10 protein-coding genes are annotated in these 16,562 nt (G+C 62.5%); all 10 read right to left on the bottom strand.

What is annotated here, in order from left to right:
• Positions 1-77: 77 nt before the first annotated feature.
• The gene (trmFO, locus tag B5477_RS08385; protein WP_079699257.1) at positions 78-1,391 is read right to left on the bottom strand and encodes a methylenetetrahydrofolate--tRNA-(uracil(54)-C(5))-methyltransferase (FADH(2)-oxidizing) TrmFO; all 1,314 of its coding nucleotides are present in this window, start codon (positions 1,389-1,391) and stop codon (positions 78-80) included.
• On the bottom strand, positions 1,381-3,474 hold the full coding sequence (gene topA / locus B5477_RS08380; RefSeq protein WP_079699256.1) for a type I DNA topoisomerase: 2,094 nt from the start codon (positions 3,472-3,474) through the stop codon (positions 1,381-1,383). Before topA ends, trmFO begins: the two co-directional genes overlap by 11 nt.
• A gap of 118 nt (positions 3,475-3,592) precedes the next feature.
• Positions 3,593-4,804: a DNA-processing protein DprA gene (gene dprA, locus B5477_RS08375; RefSeq protein ID WP_079699255.1), complete on the bottom strand. Its 1,212-nt coding sequence runs from the start codon at positions 4,802-4,804 to the stop codon at positions 3,593-3,595.
• A 26-nt stretch (positions 4,805-4,830) separates the two neighbouring features.
• Positions 4,831-5,652, bottom strand: a complete 822-nt coding sequence (locus tag B5477_RS08370; protein WP_143533570.1) for a TrmH family RNA methyltransferase — start codon at positions 5,650-5,652, stop codon at positions 4,831-4,833.
• Positions 5,653-5,702: 50 nt separating this feature from the next.
• On the bottom strand, positions 5,703-6,056 hold the full coding sequence (gene rplT / locus B5477_RS08365) for a 50S ribosomal protein L20 (RefSeq protein ID WP_079699253.1): 354 nt from the start codon (positions 6,054-6,056) through the stop codon (positions 5,703-5,705).
• A 36-nt stretch (positions 6,057-6,092) separates the two neighbouring features.
• Complete coding sequence (rpmI, locus tag B5477_RS08360; protein WP_079699252.1) at positions 6,093-6,296, bottom strand: 50S ribosomal protein L35; 204 nt, start codon at positions 6,294-6,296, stop codon at positions 6,093-6,095.
• A gap of 25 nt (positions 6,297-6,321) precedes the next feature.
• Positions 6,322-6,837 carry a translation initiation factor IF-3 gene (gene infC, locus B5477_RS08355; RefSeq protein ID WP_079699251.1) on the bottom strand — a complete coding sequence of 172 codons (516 nt, stop codon included), beginning with the start codon at positions 6,835-6,837 and terminating at the stop codon, positions 6,322-6,324.
• A 271-nt stretch (positions 6,838-7,108) separates the two neighbouring features.
• Positions 7,109-10,684: a helicase-exonuclease AddAB subunit AddA gene (gene addA / locus B5477_RS08350; RefSeq protein WP_079699250.1), complete on the bottom strand. Its 3,576-nt coding sequence runs from the start codon at positions 10,682-10,684 to the stop codon at positions 7,109-7,111.
• Positions 10,662-14,015, bottom strand: coding sequence for a PD-(D/E)XK nuclease family protein (locus tag B5477_RS08345; protein ID WP_079699249.1), 3,354 nt, complete (start codon positions 14,013-14,015; stop codon positions 10,662-10,664). The genes addA and B5477_RS08345 overlap by 23 nt, the downstream gene beginning before the upstream one ends.
• Before the next feature lie 201 nt (positions 14,016-14,216).
• A complete protein-coding gene (ftsH, locus tag B5477_RS08340) occupies positions 14,217-16,496 on the bottom strand; it encodes an ATP-dependent zinc metalloprotease FtsH (protein WP_479725093.1) in 2,280 nt (759 codons plus the stop codon).
• Between the last annotated feature and the right edge of the window lie 66 nt (positions 16,497-16,562).

Here is a 16,562-nt window from a genome sequence, read left to right as displayed (position 1 = left end):
AAAGCTCTCTTTCCGGATACCGGAAGTATTGCCTTCTTTCCTCGCCGCCTATGCAGCGGGAAGGAGAAAGGGATAACTTAAATCTGATTCTCCGCCATAAAGCGGCGCAGGCTCTCCATCGCCCGCTCGGCGACGGCGGTGTAGCGCGCCTGCTTGTCCCGGATGCGCTCGGGCCAGGGCGGCAGCAGCCCCATGTTGCAGCCCATCGGCTGGAAGTCGTCGTTCGGGGCGGCGACATAGCGGCTCAGCGCCCCCATCATGGTGTCGGGCGGCAGGATGACGGGCTGTTGCCCGCGCAGCCTGCGCGACAGGTTTATCCCGCACAGCAGCCCCGACATGGCCGATTCGATATACCCCTCCACCCCGGTCATCTGCCCGGCGAAGTAGATCCGGTTGTCGCTTTTCAGGCAGAAGGTGCTGTCCAAAAGCTTCGGGGAGTCGAGGAAGGTGTTGCGGTGCATCACCCCATAGCGCAGGAAGCTTGCATTCTGTAGCCCCGGGATCAATGAAAAGACCCGTTTTTGCTCGGGGAATTTCAGGTTGGTCTGAAAGCCCACCAGGTTATACATCGTCCCGCCGGCGTTCTCCTTGCGCAGCTGCACCACCGCCCAGGGGCGGTGGCCGGTGCGCGGGTCGCGCAGCCCGACCGGCTTTAAGGGTCCGAAGCGGATGGCGTCCTCCCCCCTCTTCGCGAGCACCTCGATGGGCATGCAGCCCTCGTAGACCCGCCTGCCCGCGTCGTCGAAGTCGTGCAGCGGCGCGCTTTCGGCGTTTACCAGCTCATGATGAAAGCGCAGGTACTGCTCCTTATCCATCGGGCAGTTGATGTAGTCCGCCTCGCCCCGGTCGTACCGCGCGGCGAAGAAGACCTTATCAAGATCGATCGAATCAAAGGCGACGATCGGCGCCGCCGCGTCGTAAAAGGAGAGGTATTCCTTCCCGCAGAGCTTTCCGATCTGCGCGGCGAGCGCGTCGCTGGTCAGCGGCCCGCTGGCGATGACGGCGAAGCCCTGCGGGATCTCCCGCACCTCCCCCTCGCAGATTTCAATGTTCGGGTGGGCGCGCAGCTTGGCGGTGATATAATCGGAAAACTGGGTACGGTCCACCGCGAGCGCCCCGCCGGCCGAGACGGCGCAGCTTTGCGCCGCCTCCATGGTCAGCGAGCCGAGGACGCGCATCTCCTCCTTGAGCAGCCCGGCCGCCGACCCCAGCCGGCTGGCCTTGAGGGAGTTTGAGCACACCAGCTCGGCGAAGCCGGGATAGGAGTGGGCGGGAGAAAATTTCTGCGGCTTCATCTCATGCAGGCGCAGCCTCACCCCGTCCTGGGCGAGCCGCCAGGCAGCCTCGCTGCCCGCCAGCCCCGCTCCGACGACATGGACCTCAGTCGTCACTCTTTTTGACCTCCCTCTCGTAGCCGCATTCCGGTTTCTGGCAGTAAATCTTGCCCGCCTTGCCCTTCTTGCGGTAGAGGGTGCTGCCGCACTTGGGGCAGGTCTCGGTCAGGGGGGTGTCCCAGGTCATGAAGCCGCACTTCGGGTTATGCTCGCAGCCGAAATAGACCTTGCCGTTCTTGCTCTTCTTTTCCAGCACCCGGCCGCCGCACAGCGGGCAGACCCCGCCGGTCTCCTTGACGATCTTCTTGGTGTTCTTGCATTCGGGATAGCCCGGGCAGGCGAGGAACTTGCCGAAGCGCCCGGTCTTGATGACCATCTTGCGCCCGCACTTCTCGCACACCACGTCGGTTTCCTCGTCCGGCACCTTGATCCGGGTGCCGTCCATATTCTTTTCGGCGCGCTCCAGCGTCTTGCTGAAGCCTCCGTAGAATTTCTCCAGCGTATTGACCCAGTCGGTCTTCCCCTCCTCCACGTCGTCGAGCTGCTGCTCCATCTTGGCGGTGAAGTCGGCGTCCACGATGTCCTCGAACTGCTCGCACATCACCTTGGTGATGATCTCTCCGAGCGCGGTGGGCCGAAGGCTCTTCTGCTCGCGCTCGACATAATTGCGCGAGAGGATGGTGGTGATGGTCGGGGCGTAGGTGCTCGGGCGGCCGATCCCGTTTTCCTCCAGCGTCTTGATCAGCGACGCCTCGGTGAAGCGCGCGGGCGGCTGGGTGAAGTGCTGGTTGGGGGTGATTTCCTTGACTCCCAGCGGGTCGTGCGCCTTGAGCTCGGGCAGCATGCCGCCGCTCTTCTCCTCCTCCTCGTCGCGGCTCTCCTCGTAAAGCACGGTGTAGCCCGCGAACTTCACGGTATAGCCGGAGGACTTGAAGAGGTAATCCCCCGCCGAGATGTCCACCGAAACGGTGTCCAGCAGGCAGGTGGCCATCTGGCTGGCGATGAAGCGCTCCCAGACCAGCTTATAAAGCTTATACTGGTCCCCCGTCAGCGAGGACTTGACCTGCTCGGGGGTGATCGAGGGCACCGACGGGCGGATCGCCTCATGCCCGTCCTGCGCGCCCTTCTTGGACTTGTAGACCCGGCGGGAGCCGGGCAGATAGTTTTCCCCATACCGCCCGCGGATGAACGCCTCGGCGGCGTCCTGGGCCTCCTGGGAGACGCGCAGCGAGTCGGTACGCATGTAGGTGATCAGACCGATCGCGCCCTGCCCCTCGACCTCGACGCCCTCGTAGAGCTCCTGCGCGGCCTTCATGGTGCGCCGCGCCTGGAAGCCCAGCTTGCGCGAGGCATCCTGCTGCAAGGTGGAGGTGGTGAACGGCGGGGCGGGCGACTTCTTGCGCACCCCTTTTTTGACCGATTCCACCGCAAAGTCGCAGGCGGACAGGTCCCCCACGATCCCCTTTGCCTGCTCCTCGGTCTTGATGTCGACCTTCTTGCCCTGATAGGAGTGGAGCTTTGAGTCGAACGCCTTGCGGCTGCCCTTGGGCAGGAGCTTCGCGTCGATCGACCAGTATTCCTCCACCTTGAAGGCGCGAATTTCCTCCTCCCGGTCAACAATCAGGCGCACCGCGACCGACTGCACCCGCCCGGCGGAAAGGCCGCTTTTGACCTTTTTCCAGAGGAAGGGGCTGATCTTGTAGCCCACGATCCGGTCCAGAATCCGCCGCGCCTGCTGCGCGTCGACCAGGTTCTGATCAATCTGGCGGGGATGCTCCATCCCGCTCTTGACCCCGGTCTTGGTGATCTCGTTGAAGGTCACCCGGTTGGGCTCCTGGGTATCCAGGGACAGAAGGTTCGCCAAATGCCAGCTGATCGCCTCGCCCTCACGGTCCGGGTCGGTGGCCAGATAGATGGTGTCGCTCTTCTTGGCGGCGCTCTTGAGCTCCTTGATGAGCGCCTCCTTCCCCTTGATGTTGATGTATTTGGGCTTGAAGTGATTTTCGATATCCACGCCGATGGTGCTCTTGGGCAGGTCGCGGATATGCCCCATCGAGGCGATCACGTTATAATCTTTTCCTAAGTATTTCTGAATCGTCTTGGCCTTTGCGGGCGACTCGACGATCACCAATTTGGACATGCACATCACCTGTATTTAATATTTGCTGACGGATGCGGGGACCAAAGCGCCCCCGTCCGGGCATTTTGTATTTATTGTATGCCGCCGCCGCTCTTTATGCAAGAGGCGGACGGATTATTTACGTTTTTTTACAATTTGGCCATTTCCCTTCGGGGAGGGCGTAGCGGTTCATCGAGCGGTTCTCGATCGCGCCCATGAGCTCCATCTCGGTGAGTATGGGCAGGAGCTTTGGCACCGACAGGCCGGTGGCCGCCGAGAGCTCCTGTACGCTTTGGGCCGCGCTCCCCAGCCGCTCATAGACCATGCGCTGGGTTTCGTCGAGCTCCCCGGGCGGCTCGGGACGCGGACGGGCAGGCTCCGGGTTTTCCTCCACTTGCACCTTCCCCTTGGACTTTTTATCCTCGTACTTCTCCATCTCGATCTGATAGAGCCTGCGCAGCTGTTCGGGGTAGAGATGCTCGTATTCGCACAGGATGTCCCCCACGCAGGTGACCGGCTTCGCGCCCTGTTTGATGAGTTTCAGCGGGCCGGCGGATTGTCTGTCGTCGATCCTTCCCGGCACGGCGAAGACGTCCTTGCCCTGGTCGAGCGCATGGGAGGCGGTGATCATGGCGCCGCTGCGCTCGTCCCCCTCGACCACCACCGTGCCGAGGGACAGCCCCGCGATCAGCCGGTTGCGCACCGGGAAGTGTGCGCCGACAGGCGCGGTCCCGGGCGGATACTCGGTGAGCACCGCGTGTTCCCGGCAAAGGCGGGCCATCATCTTCTCATTGTCCCGCGGATAGGGCACGTCGATCCCGCTGCCGAGGATTGCGACGGTCTTCCCCTTATGGTCCATCACGCTCTGGTGGCAGGCGGTGTCGATCCCCAGGGCCATGCCGCTGACGACCACCACTCCGAAGCGCGCGAGCTGGCCGGCGAGCATCCTCGCCGCGCTGAGACCATAGCCGGTACAATTCCGGGTGCCCACCATCGAGATGGCGAACTGTTTACTGAGCCCCGCGATATCGCCCCTGACATAGAGGACGATGGGCATGGCGTAGATATCGCGCAGCCGCTCGGGATACAGCTCGTCCTCAGGGGTAACCACCCGGCAGCCGAGGGCATGGCAGCGTTCATAAACCGCCTGCGCCTTCCCGATGGGCGCGGCGCGCAGCTTTTCGATCTCATCGGGAGTAAAGTTGCGGCTCTCCCTGCGCTCTGCCTCATCCAGCTCATAGATTTCGCGGGCGCCGCTATAGCGCCGCAGCAGCATATTGGTGCGGTGGCTTCCGCAGCCCAGCACGCTCTGCAGCCAGATCCAGTAGACCTCGTGCTCGTATTCTGTCATGATCAACCTCAGATGTCAAAGAAAAGTCAGTCGTTTTTTGTCATTTCCCAGAGGAATATCCCCGCCGCCATGGCGGCGTTGAGGGACTCAGCGGCCCCCTTCATCGGGATGATGGCGGCGCCGGAGCAAAGCCCGATGATCTCATCCGGCAGCCCGTTTCCCTCGTTGCCCACAACGGCGCAGACCCGTCCGCGCAGATCGAGTTCATCCAGGGGCAACGCGCCCTCCCGCAGCGCGGCGGCCAGGACCCGCACCCCCTGCGCGCGCAGCGCGCCGATCACCCCGGGGATATCCGGCGTGACCGTGATCGGCAGCCGGAAAACCCCGCCCATGGTGGCGCGCAGGAGCTTGGGGGAATACAGGTCCGGGCAGTCCGCCGAGAGGATGACCCGCCCGATCCCGAACGCCTCGGCAGTGCGCAGGATGGTGCCCACGTTGCCGGGATCCTGCAGCGAGACGAGGATCAGCAGCTTGTCCCCCTCCAGCACAGGGGCGGCGGAGGGCTTCGGCAGCGGGAAGACGGCCATCACCCCCTGGGGAGTGCGGGTGTCCGAAAGGGAGGTCATCAGCGATTGCGGCAGCAGATAGGCCCGCTCGCAGCAGGAAGCGTACTCCAGCCGCTCATCGGGCGAAAGCCCGGAAGAGAGCAGCAGCTCCAAAGGCTGCAGCCCGCTCGCGAGCGCATCGGAAAAGAGCCGCTTCCCCTCGGTGACGAAGCGCCCGCTGTCACGGCGATAGCCGCGGGAGGAGAGCAGCTTTTTTACCTGCTTGCAAATTTCGTTGGACGACGAGGTGATTTCGCGCAGCGTGGCGGCCCTCCCCTTTCGTGTCATTTTCGGAATCGGCAAAATATGGAAAAGCGCCCGTGCTCCAGATCAGACACGGGCGTTTTTGTCTATTAGAGAGCGGCCTTTGCCTTCTCAACGAGGGCGGTGAAGGCAGCCTCGTCGTGGATCGCGATCTCAGAGAGCATCTTGCGGTTGAGGGTGATCCCAGCCTTTTTGAGGCCGTTCATGAAGGTGGAATAGTTCATGCCGTTCATCTTGCACCCGGCGGAAATGCGGGTGATCCACAGGCGGCGGAAGTCGCGCTTCTTCTGCCTGCGGCCGATGTAAGCGTACTGGCCGGACTTCATGACGGCTTCCTTGGCGGTCTTAAACAGTCTGCTCTTGCCGCCGTAATAGCCCTTCGCGAGCTTTAAAACTTTCTTTCTTCTTTTACGGGTCATCAACGCGCCCTTTACACGTGCCATAAATCTATACCTCCGTTAACGTGGTTGTTTTAAAGTTTACTTATAAGGGATCAGCAGCTTGATCGCGCCAACGTTGGTCTTGTCGGCATAGGCCGCTTTTCTCAGGCCTCTCTTGCGCTTGGTGTCCTTGCCGTGGCCGTTGAGAAGGTGGGACTTATAGGCGTGGGCACGTTTGATCTTTCCGTTTTTGGTGACCTTAAAGCGCTTTTTCGCTCCGGTGTGGGTTTTCAGTTTCGGCATGATCTATAATCCTCCATTTCATTGTTTACTTGACGGGTTTTGCCGGGGGCTTCGAGGTCATGAACATGACCATGCTCCGGCCTTCCATCTTCGGCGGCTTTTCCACATTACCAAATTCGCTGCATGCCTGCGCGAAACGTTCCATGACGCCGTTGCCAAGGTTGGTGTGGGCGAGCTCGCGGCCGCGGAACCGGATCGATACCTTGACCCTGTCGCCGCCCTGCATGAATTTCTTCGCCTGGTTCACCTTGACGTCGAAGTCGTGCACGTCGATATTCAGAGACATCCGAACCTCTTTGATCTCGATGACCTTCTGTTTCTTCTTTGCCTCTTTGTCACGCTTCGCCTGCTCAAAACGGTACTTGCCGTAATCCATGATCCGGCAGACAGGCGGCGTCGCCGCGGGCGCGATCATGACCAGATCAAGGTTCTTCTGAATGGCCAGCTCCAACGCCTCCTTCGAGGACATAAAACCGATCGGTTCGCTGTCTGGCCCCAGGAGCCTAACTTCCTTTTCCCTGATCTCTTCATTGATCTGCATCTCTTTTTTGCTAATGGTAAAACACCTCCAAAGCCACTGTGTTGCGGGAGGGATTCCCTCCCTGCTCTGCCCAGGCGGCCCGAGACGGGCCGTACATCAAATAAAGCGTGAACGAAATTTCGCTCACGCTTTACGGCAATCCATATTCCGCCCCGCAGCTTCGGAGCGAAAACAAGTATTGACCGTGTGCGCAGAATAAACGCACAGGTGAGAACAGAAACCCGTTCTTCTTTATTGTTCCTAAATATCATATCAGCCGCATGACAGTTTGTCAAGCCTCATTTTTCTGTGATCCCGCCATCGGCACCTCGATCTCCTGGGAGAGTACGGTCGAGTAGAGGATGCACCCCTTCACGCTCTGGCGCAAAATCTTTTCCAAAATTTCTGCGTAGAGCAAAATCTGCCCCCGGTAGCGCTCCAGCAGCGCCTGCGGCTCCCTGACGCGGTCGGTCTTATAGTCCACGATCAGCGCGCCATCCTCCTCGAAGAGCACCAGGTCGCAGATGCCCTGCACCGTCACCCGCTCCTCCCCGATCTGCGGGATCAGCGGGGCGAGCTTTTCGGCGCCGAGCTGGGTCATGAAGCGGAATTCCCGCTCCACCCTCTGCGCGCGCTCCATGCGCCCATAGAGCGAGGAGCGGTAAAATGCTGCCACCTGCCGCCGCTCGAGCGCCGCGCCCTCGTCGCACGAGAGGAAGCCCTCGTCCACCAGCCTCTTGATCTCGGCCTCGGGATCGACGCTCGCCGCCGCGTGGTCGGCAAAGAGCATGTATTTGTGGAAGGCGTCGCCCTTCATGGCGGCGGTGAGCCGCTCGTGGGTGATGAAGCGCGGCTGCTTCGAGAACAGGTAGCTCTTCCCCGCCTCCCCCTTTTCGACCCCCTCGGTGATGGCGGTCACCGCAACCTTGGTCGGAACGAGGGTGGCTCCCTGATAGCGGTAGCTTCGCGCAACGTTTTTGCGAATTTGCTCCACCAGCCGCCGGTCCGGCTCGGCGGTGAGCACCGGTTCCCGATAGGCGGCTTCCTCCTGCGCCGCCGCCTCGGGGGTCGAGGTGATCCGGCAGGAGAAGCGCCCTTTAGCGGGCAGCAGCCGGCCGGCGGGGAGCGAAGCGTACTCCCGCAGCGGCGCGCCGTCCGGGTGGCTGAGCACGACCATCAAAATCCACTCCAGGTAACTCTGTCCGGCGGCGACGGCATGCTCGGGCAGCCGCCCGTCCTCCTTGGGCGAAACGTAGAGCCCTCCGAGCTTCCTTTGCAGGCGGTCCAGAGCGCCGGTGAGGATCAGGCGCTCCTTGGCGCGGGTGAGCGCGACGTAGAGCACGCGCATCTCCTCGCTCGCCAGCTCCCGCTCCACCGCGAGCCTCACCGCTTCGAGGGGGACCGTGGTGTACTGGCTCATGGTCTCATAGTCCCGGCGCACGCAGGCGAAGCCCAATTCGCTGTGCAGCAGCACGTTTTGACGCAGGTCCTCCTTATTGAAACGCTTGGCGCAGTCGCAGAGGAAGACCACCGGGAATTCCAGCCCCTTGGAGCGGTGGATGCTCATGATCTGTACCGCATCGCCCCTCCCCGCGCTGAGGTTGGCGGGCGAGAGATCGTCCCCCGCGCTCTCCACCTCCTCCAAAAAGCGCAGGAACTGCGAGAGGGTGCGGTAACCCGCATTCTCATAGGTCCTGGCATATCCGATCAGCAGATTGAGGTTGGCAAGCCGCCCCTCGGGATTGTCCAGCGCCCCGACGAGCTCGGGCAGGGCGGTGCGCTGGTAGATATAGCGCAGCAGGCGCGCCGTGCTGTGCCCGGCGGCCATCCGGCGAAAATCGCGCAGATCGTTGAGGAAGCCCTTGCATCTCTCATCCCCCTGGCGCTGTCCCTCCAACAGCGCGAGGTAATAGGGCTTGCCCTTTTGGTAGAGGCGGATTTTCGCCACCTCGCCGGCACTGAAGGCATAGACCGGAGACATCATCGCCGCGACCAGGGGGATGTCGTTCAAAGGATTGTTGGTAGCGCGCAGGATCGAGAGGACGGTCCCGACCTCCAGCGTCTGCAGATAGGTGCTCTGCGCGCCACAGAAGGCGGGGATCCCGAGGGCCGCCAGCTCGCGCAGGTAGAGCTCGGCCTTCCCCCTCGGCGAGCGCAGCAGGATCCCGATGTCTCCCGGGCGAACCGGGCGCATGGCGCCGTGGTCGCTGACCTGCTCGCGGTCCCGAAGCATCCCGGCGATCCGGGCGGCGACGTAGCGCGCCTCACTCTCGGCGGCCTGCTCCTCGCTCTCGCTCATGTCCAGCAGCTCCAGCGAAATACCGGCCCGGGGGCTTTGCGGGAAGCCGCCCAGCGGGACCAGCCGCTCGTCCTCGTCGTAGTCGATCTGCCCGACCCGGCGGCTCATGAGCGCAAAAAACAGGTCATTGATCCCCTCGCAGATTTCACTCCGGGAGCGGAAGTTCGCCCCGAGTATGATCTTGGCGGGATAGTGCTCCCCGTCGTAGTAGCCGTAGCCATCCTTTTTGCGCATGAAAATTTTCGGGTCCGCCTGGCGAAAGCCGTAGATGCTCTGCTTGACGTCCCCCACCATAAAGAGGTTGTCCCCTTTCTGGATGGCAGAGAAGATCATCTCCTGCGCCTCGTTGGTATCCTGATACTCGTCGAGCAGGATATAATCGTACTCCCCCTGCAGCTCCCTCGCGAGCTCGGTCGGGGTGACTCCTCCCGCCTCGTCCTGCCGGCAGAGCAGCCGGATGGCGTACTGCTCAAGGTCGCTGAAATCCACCATCTGCCGCTCCCGCTTGCGCTCCTCAAAGCGGTGGGAAAACTGCTCCACCATCCCGAACAACAAGGCGATTTTCGGGCGCAGGTCGCGGATATCCTCCCGCGCCTGCACGCTGTCGACGCAGAGCAGGCGCTTTCGCAGCCGCTCGATGAGGTCCTTCTCAGCGTCGCGCACGGCCTTGATGCGCGCCTTGCGCTCCTCGTCCTCGTAGCCGCGCAGCGGGCGCAGTTTGATGAATGTAAAGGCGCGCAGCGCCAAATAAGCGCCGTCCCAATCCCGGTTTTGCAGCGCTGTGAGCAGCGGGCCGGCATAGCTCAGGTCGCTTTGATAGGCTTCAAGATAGGCGCACGAGAGCTTGTCGTCCTCTTTGATCAAATCGATCGCGCCGCCCAGCTCCTGACAGAGAAAGCGCACCGCCCCTTCGGCGTAGCGCAAAATCTCCTCGCCCCAGACAGTCCGCTCAATCGGCAGCTCCTCCCGGTAAAGGGCCAGCTTGCTTTGCAGCCACTGTTCACAGAACGGGTGCGAACGGGTGAAATCGTAGAGCCGCAGCACGGTTTTAAAGAGCTGCTCGTCGCTGCGCGCAGCCGAGAGCAGCTCGACCGTCTGCAAAAAGAGCGGATCATTTTCCTCGTAGTACTCCCCCACGAGCCCGGAAAGCACCTCACGGCGCAGAAGCTGGAGCTCCCTCTCATCGGCAATGCGCAGGCTGGCCGAGAGCGAAAGCTGCTGGAAGTTGGTGCGGATCAGCTGCAGGCAGAAGGCGTGGATGGTGCCGATGGTGGCGTTCTGCAGCGCCAACTGCTGTGATGTGAGATAGCTGTCAGCAGGGTTTTGCTCAACGAGCTCCTCGAGCTTCTTGGCAATCCGCTCCTTCATCTCGGCGGCGGCGGCGTTGGAAAAGGTGACGATCAGCAGCCGGTCGGCAGGGGTCGGGTTTTCCCGGTTCGCGATCAGGCGGATCACCCGCTCGGAAAGTACGGCGGTCTTCCCGCTGCCCGCGGCGGCCGAGACCAGCACGCTCCCGCCCCTGGCCGTGATCGCCTGCAGCTGCTGCTCAGTCCAGCGTACATTGGCCAACGGCGCTCTCCTCCTCCCTTTTCAGCTCCTCCATGAGCTCCTGCCGGCTCATCTCCTGCAAGTTGCGCTTCGCCCCCTGCGCCTCGCGGCGGCAGATCGTCTTATAATCGCAGTACCGGCAGGGGTCGTACCCCAGGCCGCTGGCGGGCAGCGCGCCCACCTTGCCCTCGATCAGGCGGTCCGCCATCTGGCAGACAAGGCGGTTGATATGCCGGCAAAGCCGCCCGAACTCCTCGAGCCCCGCCACCTTGGAGGCCTTGTCAAGCGACCCGTCGCGGTTGAGCTTGGCGGGGATGAACAGCCCGGAAAGGCCCTCCTCCATATCGCAGAGAACCGAAATGTTGTCGATAAGCAGGCCGTTCATCTTGTATCCCTTGGCCCGCTCGGCGGCGATCTGCTCGGGCGGGGTCCCCCGCTCGACCGAGAGCACCCCCTCCCGCGCGGGCATGTAGAGCACCCCCGCCGGGAAGGCTCCGCGCAGGGGCTGCTCGCCGTTCTGCGAGAGGGCGAAGAGGTAGATGAGCATCTGCATGTTGAGCCCGTAATAAACGTCGGTGAGCGCAAAGGTCTTGGCGCCCGATTTGTAGTCCACCACCCGCAGGTACTTCCCCCTCTGATCCTGGAGCAGGTCGACCCGGTCCACGATCCCCTGCACGAAAACGGTGTTCCCGCCGGGGGTCTGCAGCACGACCGGCTTGTTCGCCGCATCCGCGGAGATCGGCAGCTCGAAGGCGTAGGGGCGAAAGCGGCTTTGAGAAAACTCCTCGCACAGGCGGCGCACCAGCCGGCAAAGGGTGTTGACCAGCCGGGTATAAAGATAGCGGAAACGGGAATCCACACTGCCCGTGTCCTGGATCCGTTCGCTGAGGTAGTCGTCGATCAGGGCGCAGATTTCGGCGCGCAGCTCCTTTTCCTTCGGCAGCGCCTCCCCGCCGGCCGCATACTTTTTCACCATATATTCCAGCACATAGTGGATCAGGGAGCCCGACTCCAAGGGGGAAAACTCCACCTTGCGCCGGCGGTGCAGCTTCAGCCCCCCGTCGCAGAAGTAGGCGAAGGCGCAGCCATAGTAGCGCTCGAGCCGGGAGGGCGAAAGCGCCTGGGTGGTGCCGAACAGGCCGGTGGCGACCGCCCGTTCCTCAATTGTAAAGTTTTTGTCCTTTACAGATTGGACGGCCCGCCGCAGGCGGGGCAGCTCCTCCCCGCCGGAGAAAAACTCCTGCAGGCTGGCTGCAAGGACGCTGTCCTGCCCGTACCGGGAGCAGAGCAGCGCGAAGGCGTTCTCCCGCCTGCTCAGCCCCCGGACGGGGTCCAGGCCGGCAGAGGAGAGGAGGCTCCCCTCGAACATCCCAGTGATGGCGCGCACCATCACCGATTCGCGCTTCTCCTCGCCCGAGACCGAGCGGGTGGGATAGCTGACGGTCAGCCGCTCGCTGGGGGTGGTCAGTGCAAAGTAGCTGTAAAAGCGCTCGAGGGCGTTCAGCTCGTTCTTGGCAGTGTTGATCCCGACCCCGCTGCGCTTGATCTGCTCGCGCTCGCGGTCGCTGAAAAGCCCCGAGCTCTGGAAGCGGATGGGGAACTCCCCCTCCACCGCTCCGATGACGAAGGTGGCGCGTATCCCGCTCGGGCGGATGCGGTCCGCCGTACCGGCGATCACCTGGTCGAGCGTCTGGGGCAGCTTGCCCACGTCGCAGGACTGAACCGCCAGACGGAAGAGCTCAATCAGGCGGGGCTTGGAGATCCTCTCATCGCCCAGCAGCTCGTAAAAACGGTCGAGGATGTCGATCACCTGCCCGTAGAGCTCGGATTGGTACTGGACGTATTCCTCCTCCTTGGCAATACCACAGCTTTCCTCCAGCCGCCCAAGCGCGCCGCTTTCGCACAGGTACTGGTAGACCGCCTGTGCAAAGACCTTCCCGGTCGGCTCGCGCAGCGCCTCGCGCAGCTGCAGCAGCGGACCCATCAGCCCCTGGCGGACCGCTTCGATCCGCCCCAGGCGCGCCGCCTGCTCCTCGCTCATCGTCTCCCCCATCCCGTCGGGGTTGTTCTGGAATGGGTTCTGCCACAGCCGCCCGCGCACGTCCCAGATGAAGCAGTAGTTTTCCAGCTCGAAGGTGTCCTCCTCCGGGAAGCCCAGCAGCGGGATCTTGCTCAACGCAATCAGTTCGGTGCTGTCCAGCCCGCCCCGCACGGCCAGCAGGGCCGAGAGGATCAGGTTGACCAGCTCAAAGCTCTCGACCTCCTCGCGCCGGTCGAGATAGACCGGGATGCGGTAGCGTGCAAAGGTGTCCAGGATGATGTCGCTGTAGGACGACAGGTCCCGCGCGATCAGGGCGATCTCGCGGTAGCGGTATCCCCGCTCGAGCGTGAGGTCGGCGATCTGGCGCGCCACCGTTTCGATCTCGTCGTAAATATCGCCACAGGCGATTGCGCACACCTCCTGCTGCGCGCCCGTAAAGCGCGCGCCGCCGCGCAGGTATTCCCGCTCGAGATGGCGCAAAGATCCGGACTGCGCCCTGTGCTGCTGCGACAAGTACTCGGGCGAGGCGACAGGACAGCCCGCCCGCCTGGCCGCCGCCATCAGCCGGCGCAGGGTCTCGTTGGCGCTGGAAAAAAGGCCGCTGCCGCCTGTCTCATCGTAGAGGGTGTCACAGCAGGCGGTGACGGTCAGCTCGTCGCATTCGGCCATGATCTGCTCGATCATCTGAAACTCAGGCGCCATGAAGGCGGTGAAGGAGTCGATATAAACATCGCTCCCCACAAAGAACCCCCTGCCCCGGCAGAGCCCGATTGCCCGGGAAATATCGTCCGCCGGGTCGCAGAAGCTGCGCTCGACGATCGCCTGATAGGCCTGGTAGATCAGCCCGATCTCGGAGAGCTTCCGCCCCAACCGCTCGTTTTCACTTTCCCGCCCGGCGCACAGTACGTCGTCGGGCGAGGCGCCGGCATTTTTAAACTCCCCCACCATATCCAGCGCCACCGGCACAAAGGAGGTGCGCGCCGCCTGGGTGCGGTAGACGCTCAGCTCCTCCTGTACCTGGGCGACGGCGAGGCTCATCAGCAGGTACTTCGCCGGACGGTCGATGTAGTTCCCGGCGACCTTGCCGTAGCGGTAGAAAATTTTGTGGCAGAGCCGGGTGAAGCTGAGCACCTGGACGCTCAGCGCCTCGCGCTCGCCCAGCAGAGCGCACAGCGCGCGCTCGCTCTCGAAGGAGAATTGCTCGGGGACGAGCAGGACGACCGGTTTTCCCTTTGCAACGCTCTGCGCAATCCGGCGGTAGATTTCGCTCGTTTTGCCGGTGCCCGAACGGCCGAGCAGCAGGTGCAGCATCCTCTCATCCCCTTTCCCGGTTCTCTACATTTCATTGGCTATTCTATCACAATCCGACCAAAATGGAAAGGCGCGCCCATTATCCGGGCGCGCCTTTTTTCAAGCTGGAAATTGATCCTACGCACTTTTCAAAGTATTGAAGGCTTCGCGGCGGTCCCGTAAAAGGCGGCCACCGCAATGACTGCGGTGGCCGCCAGCTTGTTATTTATTGTCTGTCCCATCATCCTGCTTCTCGTCCACGGGCGGCTCGGGTTTTACGCTCTCGTCCTGGGAGGGATTTTCCTTGGGCATCTCCTTGCGTACCGGAGGATACATCTCGTCCACGGGAGGCGGGCTCTTCGGGTCACGCGGCGGCTCGGGCTTAGGAGGATACTCCACATAGGCGTTGCCAGGCGCGCCATTCATGCTCTCGCGCTGGCGGCGCAGCTCCTCTTCCTCGCGGCGGCGCTGCTCACGCTGGCGGGCCTGTTCCTCCTGCTCCTTCTTGCGGCGGCGCTCCTGTTCCTCGCGCTCCTTGAGCTTTTGCTCATACTCGCCGTAGACGCTCTCATCGCCCTTCATCAGCTTATCGAAGCCCTCGGCGTCCACCTTCTCATATTCGAAGAGGAAGTTGGCCACCCGGTCGAGCTGGTCGCGGTGCTCGGTGAGGATCTCCTCGGCCTTGTCATAGGCGGTGTCGATGATGGCACGGATTTCCTCGTCGATCTCGGCGGCCACCGTCTCGGAGTAGTTGCGGGTATGGTTGATGTCCATCCCCAGGAAGACCTCTTCCTCGTCCTGGCCGTAAACGATCGGGCCGAGCCGCTCGCTGAAGCCGTAGCGGGTCACCATCGCGCGGGCGATCTTGGTGGCGCGCTCGATGTCGTTGGATGCGCCGGTGGAGATGTCGTCGAGCACCAGCTTTTCAGCCATCCGCCCGGCGAGGAGGGTGACGATCTCCTCCTCCATCTCATGCTTGGTGTTGTAGCTGGTGTCCTCTTCAGGCAGCGACATGGTGTAGCCGCCCGCCATCCCGCGCGGGATGATCGAAACCTCGTGCACCTTCTTCTGGGTTTCGCAATAGTAGGTGGTCACCGCGTGTCCCGCCTCATGGAAGGCGGTCAGGCGCTTATCCTTCTCACTGACCACATGGGAACGCTTCTCGGGCCCGGCCACCACCTTGATGGTCGCCATCTCGATGTCCTCCATGGTGATCGCCTTGCGGCTGGAACGCGCCGCCATCAAAGCGGCCTCGTTGACCAGGTTCTCCAGATCCGCGCCGGTGAAGCCGACGGTGGTCTTGGCGATGGTGCGTAAATCCACATCCGGCCCGATGGGCTTGCCGCGGGTGTGCACCCTGAGGATTTCCTCGCGGCCCTTGACGTCCGGATAGCCGACCACGATCTGCCGATCGAACCGCCCGGGGCGCAGCAGCGCCGGGTCGAGGATGTCGCGGCGGTTGGTCGCGGCAATGATGATGACCCCACTGTTGGCGCCGAAGCCGTCCATCTCGACGAGCAGTTGGTTTAGCGTCTGCTCGCGCTCGTCGTGTCCGCCGCCGAGGCCCGCGCCGCGGTGCCGCCCAACGGCATCGATCTCGTCGATGAAGACGATGCTCGGCGCGTTTTTCTTGGCATTGTCGAACAGGTCGCGCACACGGGACGCGCCCACGCCGACGAACATCTCGACGAAGTCGGAACCGGAAATCGAGAAGAAGGGCACCCCCGCCTCCCCCGCGACCGCGCGGGCGAGCAGCGTTTTACCGGTTCCGGGCGGGCCCATGAGCAGAACGCCTTTCGGGATGCGCGCGCCGAGCATATTGAACTTGCTCGGGTTCTTGAGGAATTCCACGATTTCGACCAGCTCGGCCTTCTCCTCGTCCGCGCCCGCCACATCGTCGAAGGTGACCTTGCGGCTGTCGTCCGGGGACTTGACCTTTGCCTTGCTGAAGCTCATCATCTTTCCGCCGCCGCCCGCCTGACGCATCATCAGCCAGTAGAAGACCATCATCACACCGATGATGAGAAGGGTCGGCAGCAGCAGGGTGAAGAGGGATTCGCCCTTGGGCGGGGTCCAGTTCCACACCAGCGGATTGTCCGGATTGAGCTCGTTATATTCCTTTTCATACTGGACAGGGTCGACATGCTCCAAAAAGAGCGTGATGCTCGGCAAACGGTAGGACAGGGTCATCTCCTGTTCGGCGTCCGGCGCGCTGCCGCCGGGGCGCTGCGGGTTGTTTGTGCCGCCGCTGCCGAACATTCCGAACAGGCCGCCCGCAAGGGCCTGCTCATTGGAATTCCCGACCGTGAGGCCGGCGGCGTTTTGGCCCAGCATGGATTGCATTTCAGAGGGCTTGATCTTCACCGCCAGCTCCATCTCTCCGTTGGTGAAGTCCAGGGAATAGCGCGAAACGCGGTGCTCGTCGAAAAGGCGCAGCACCTGCGGATACTGGATACTCACGCTGCTGTTGTTCATCGAGAACATGAACATTGCAATCAGCATGAGGGATGCCAGCATGATGAGGTAAACGCTAATCCCCTTCGGTCGCTTATTTGCCAATAGGGTTCA

The organism is Provencibacterium massiliense, from assembly GCF_900169495.1.
Lineage (GTDB): Bacteria > Bacillota > Clostridia > Oscillospirales > Ruminococcaceae > Harryflintia > Harryflintia acetispora.
This window is presented reverse-complemented; position numbering and strand designations above follow the sequence as displayed.

Bases quoted from the DNA above. Each gene is read 5' to 3' on its own strand.
- ftsH (WP_479725093.1), bottom strand. From the start codon at position 16,496: ATGCTGATTGCAATGTTCATGTTCTCGATGAACAACAGCAGCGTGAGT.
- topA (WP_079699256.1), bottom strand. From the start codon at position 3,474: ATGTCCAAATTGGTGATCGTCGAGTCGCCCGCAAAGGCCAAGACGATT.
- rpmI (WP_079699252.1), bottom strand. From the start codon at position 6,296: ATGCCGAAACTGAAAACCCACACCGGAGCGAAAAAGCGCTTTAAGGTC.
- dprA (WP_079699255.1), bottom strand. From the start codon at position 4,804: ATGACAGAATACGAGCACGAGGTCTACTGGATCTGGCTGCAGAGCGTG.
- B5477_RS08345 (WP_079699249.1), bottom strand. From the start codon at position 14,015: ATGCTGCACCTGCTGCTCGGCCGTTCGGGCACCGGCAAAACGAGCGAA.
- infC (WP_079699251.1), bottom strand. From the start codon at position 6,837: ATGCAGATCAATGAAGAGATCAGGGAAAAGGAAGTTAGGCTCCTGGGG.
- rplT (WP_079699253.1), bottom strand. From the start codon at position 6,056: ATGGCACGTGTAAAGGGCGCGTTGATGACCCGTAAAAGAAGAAAGAAA.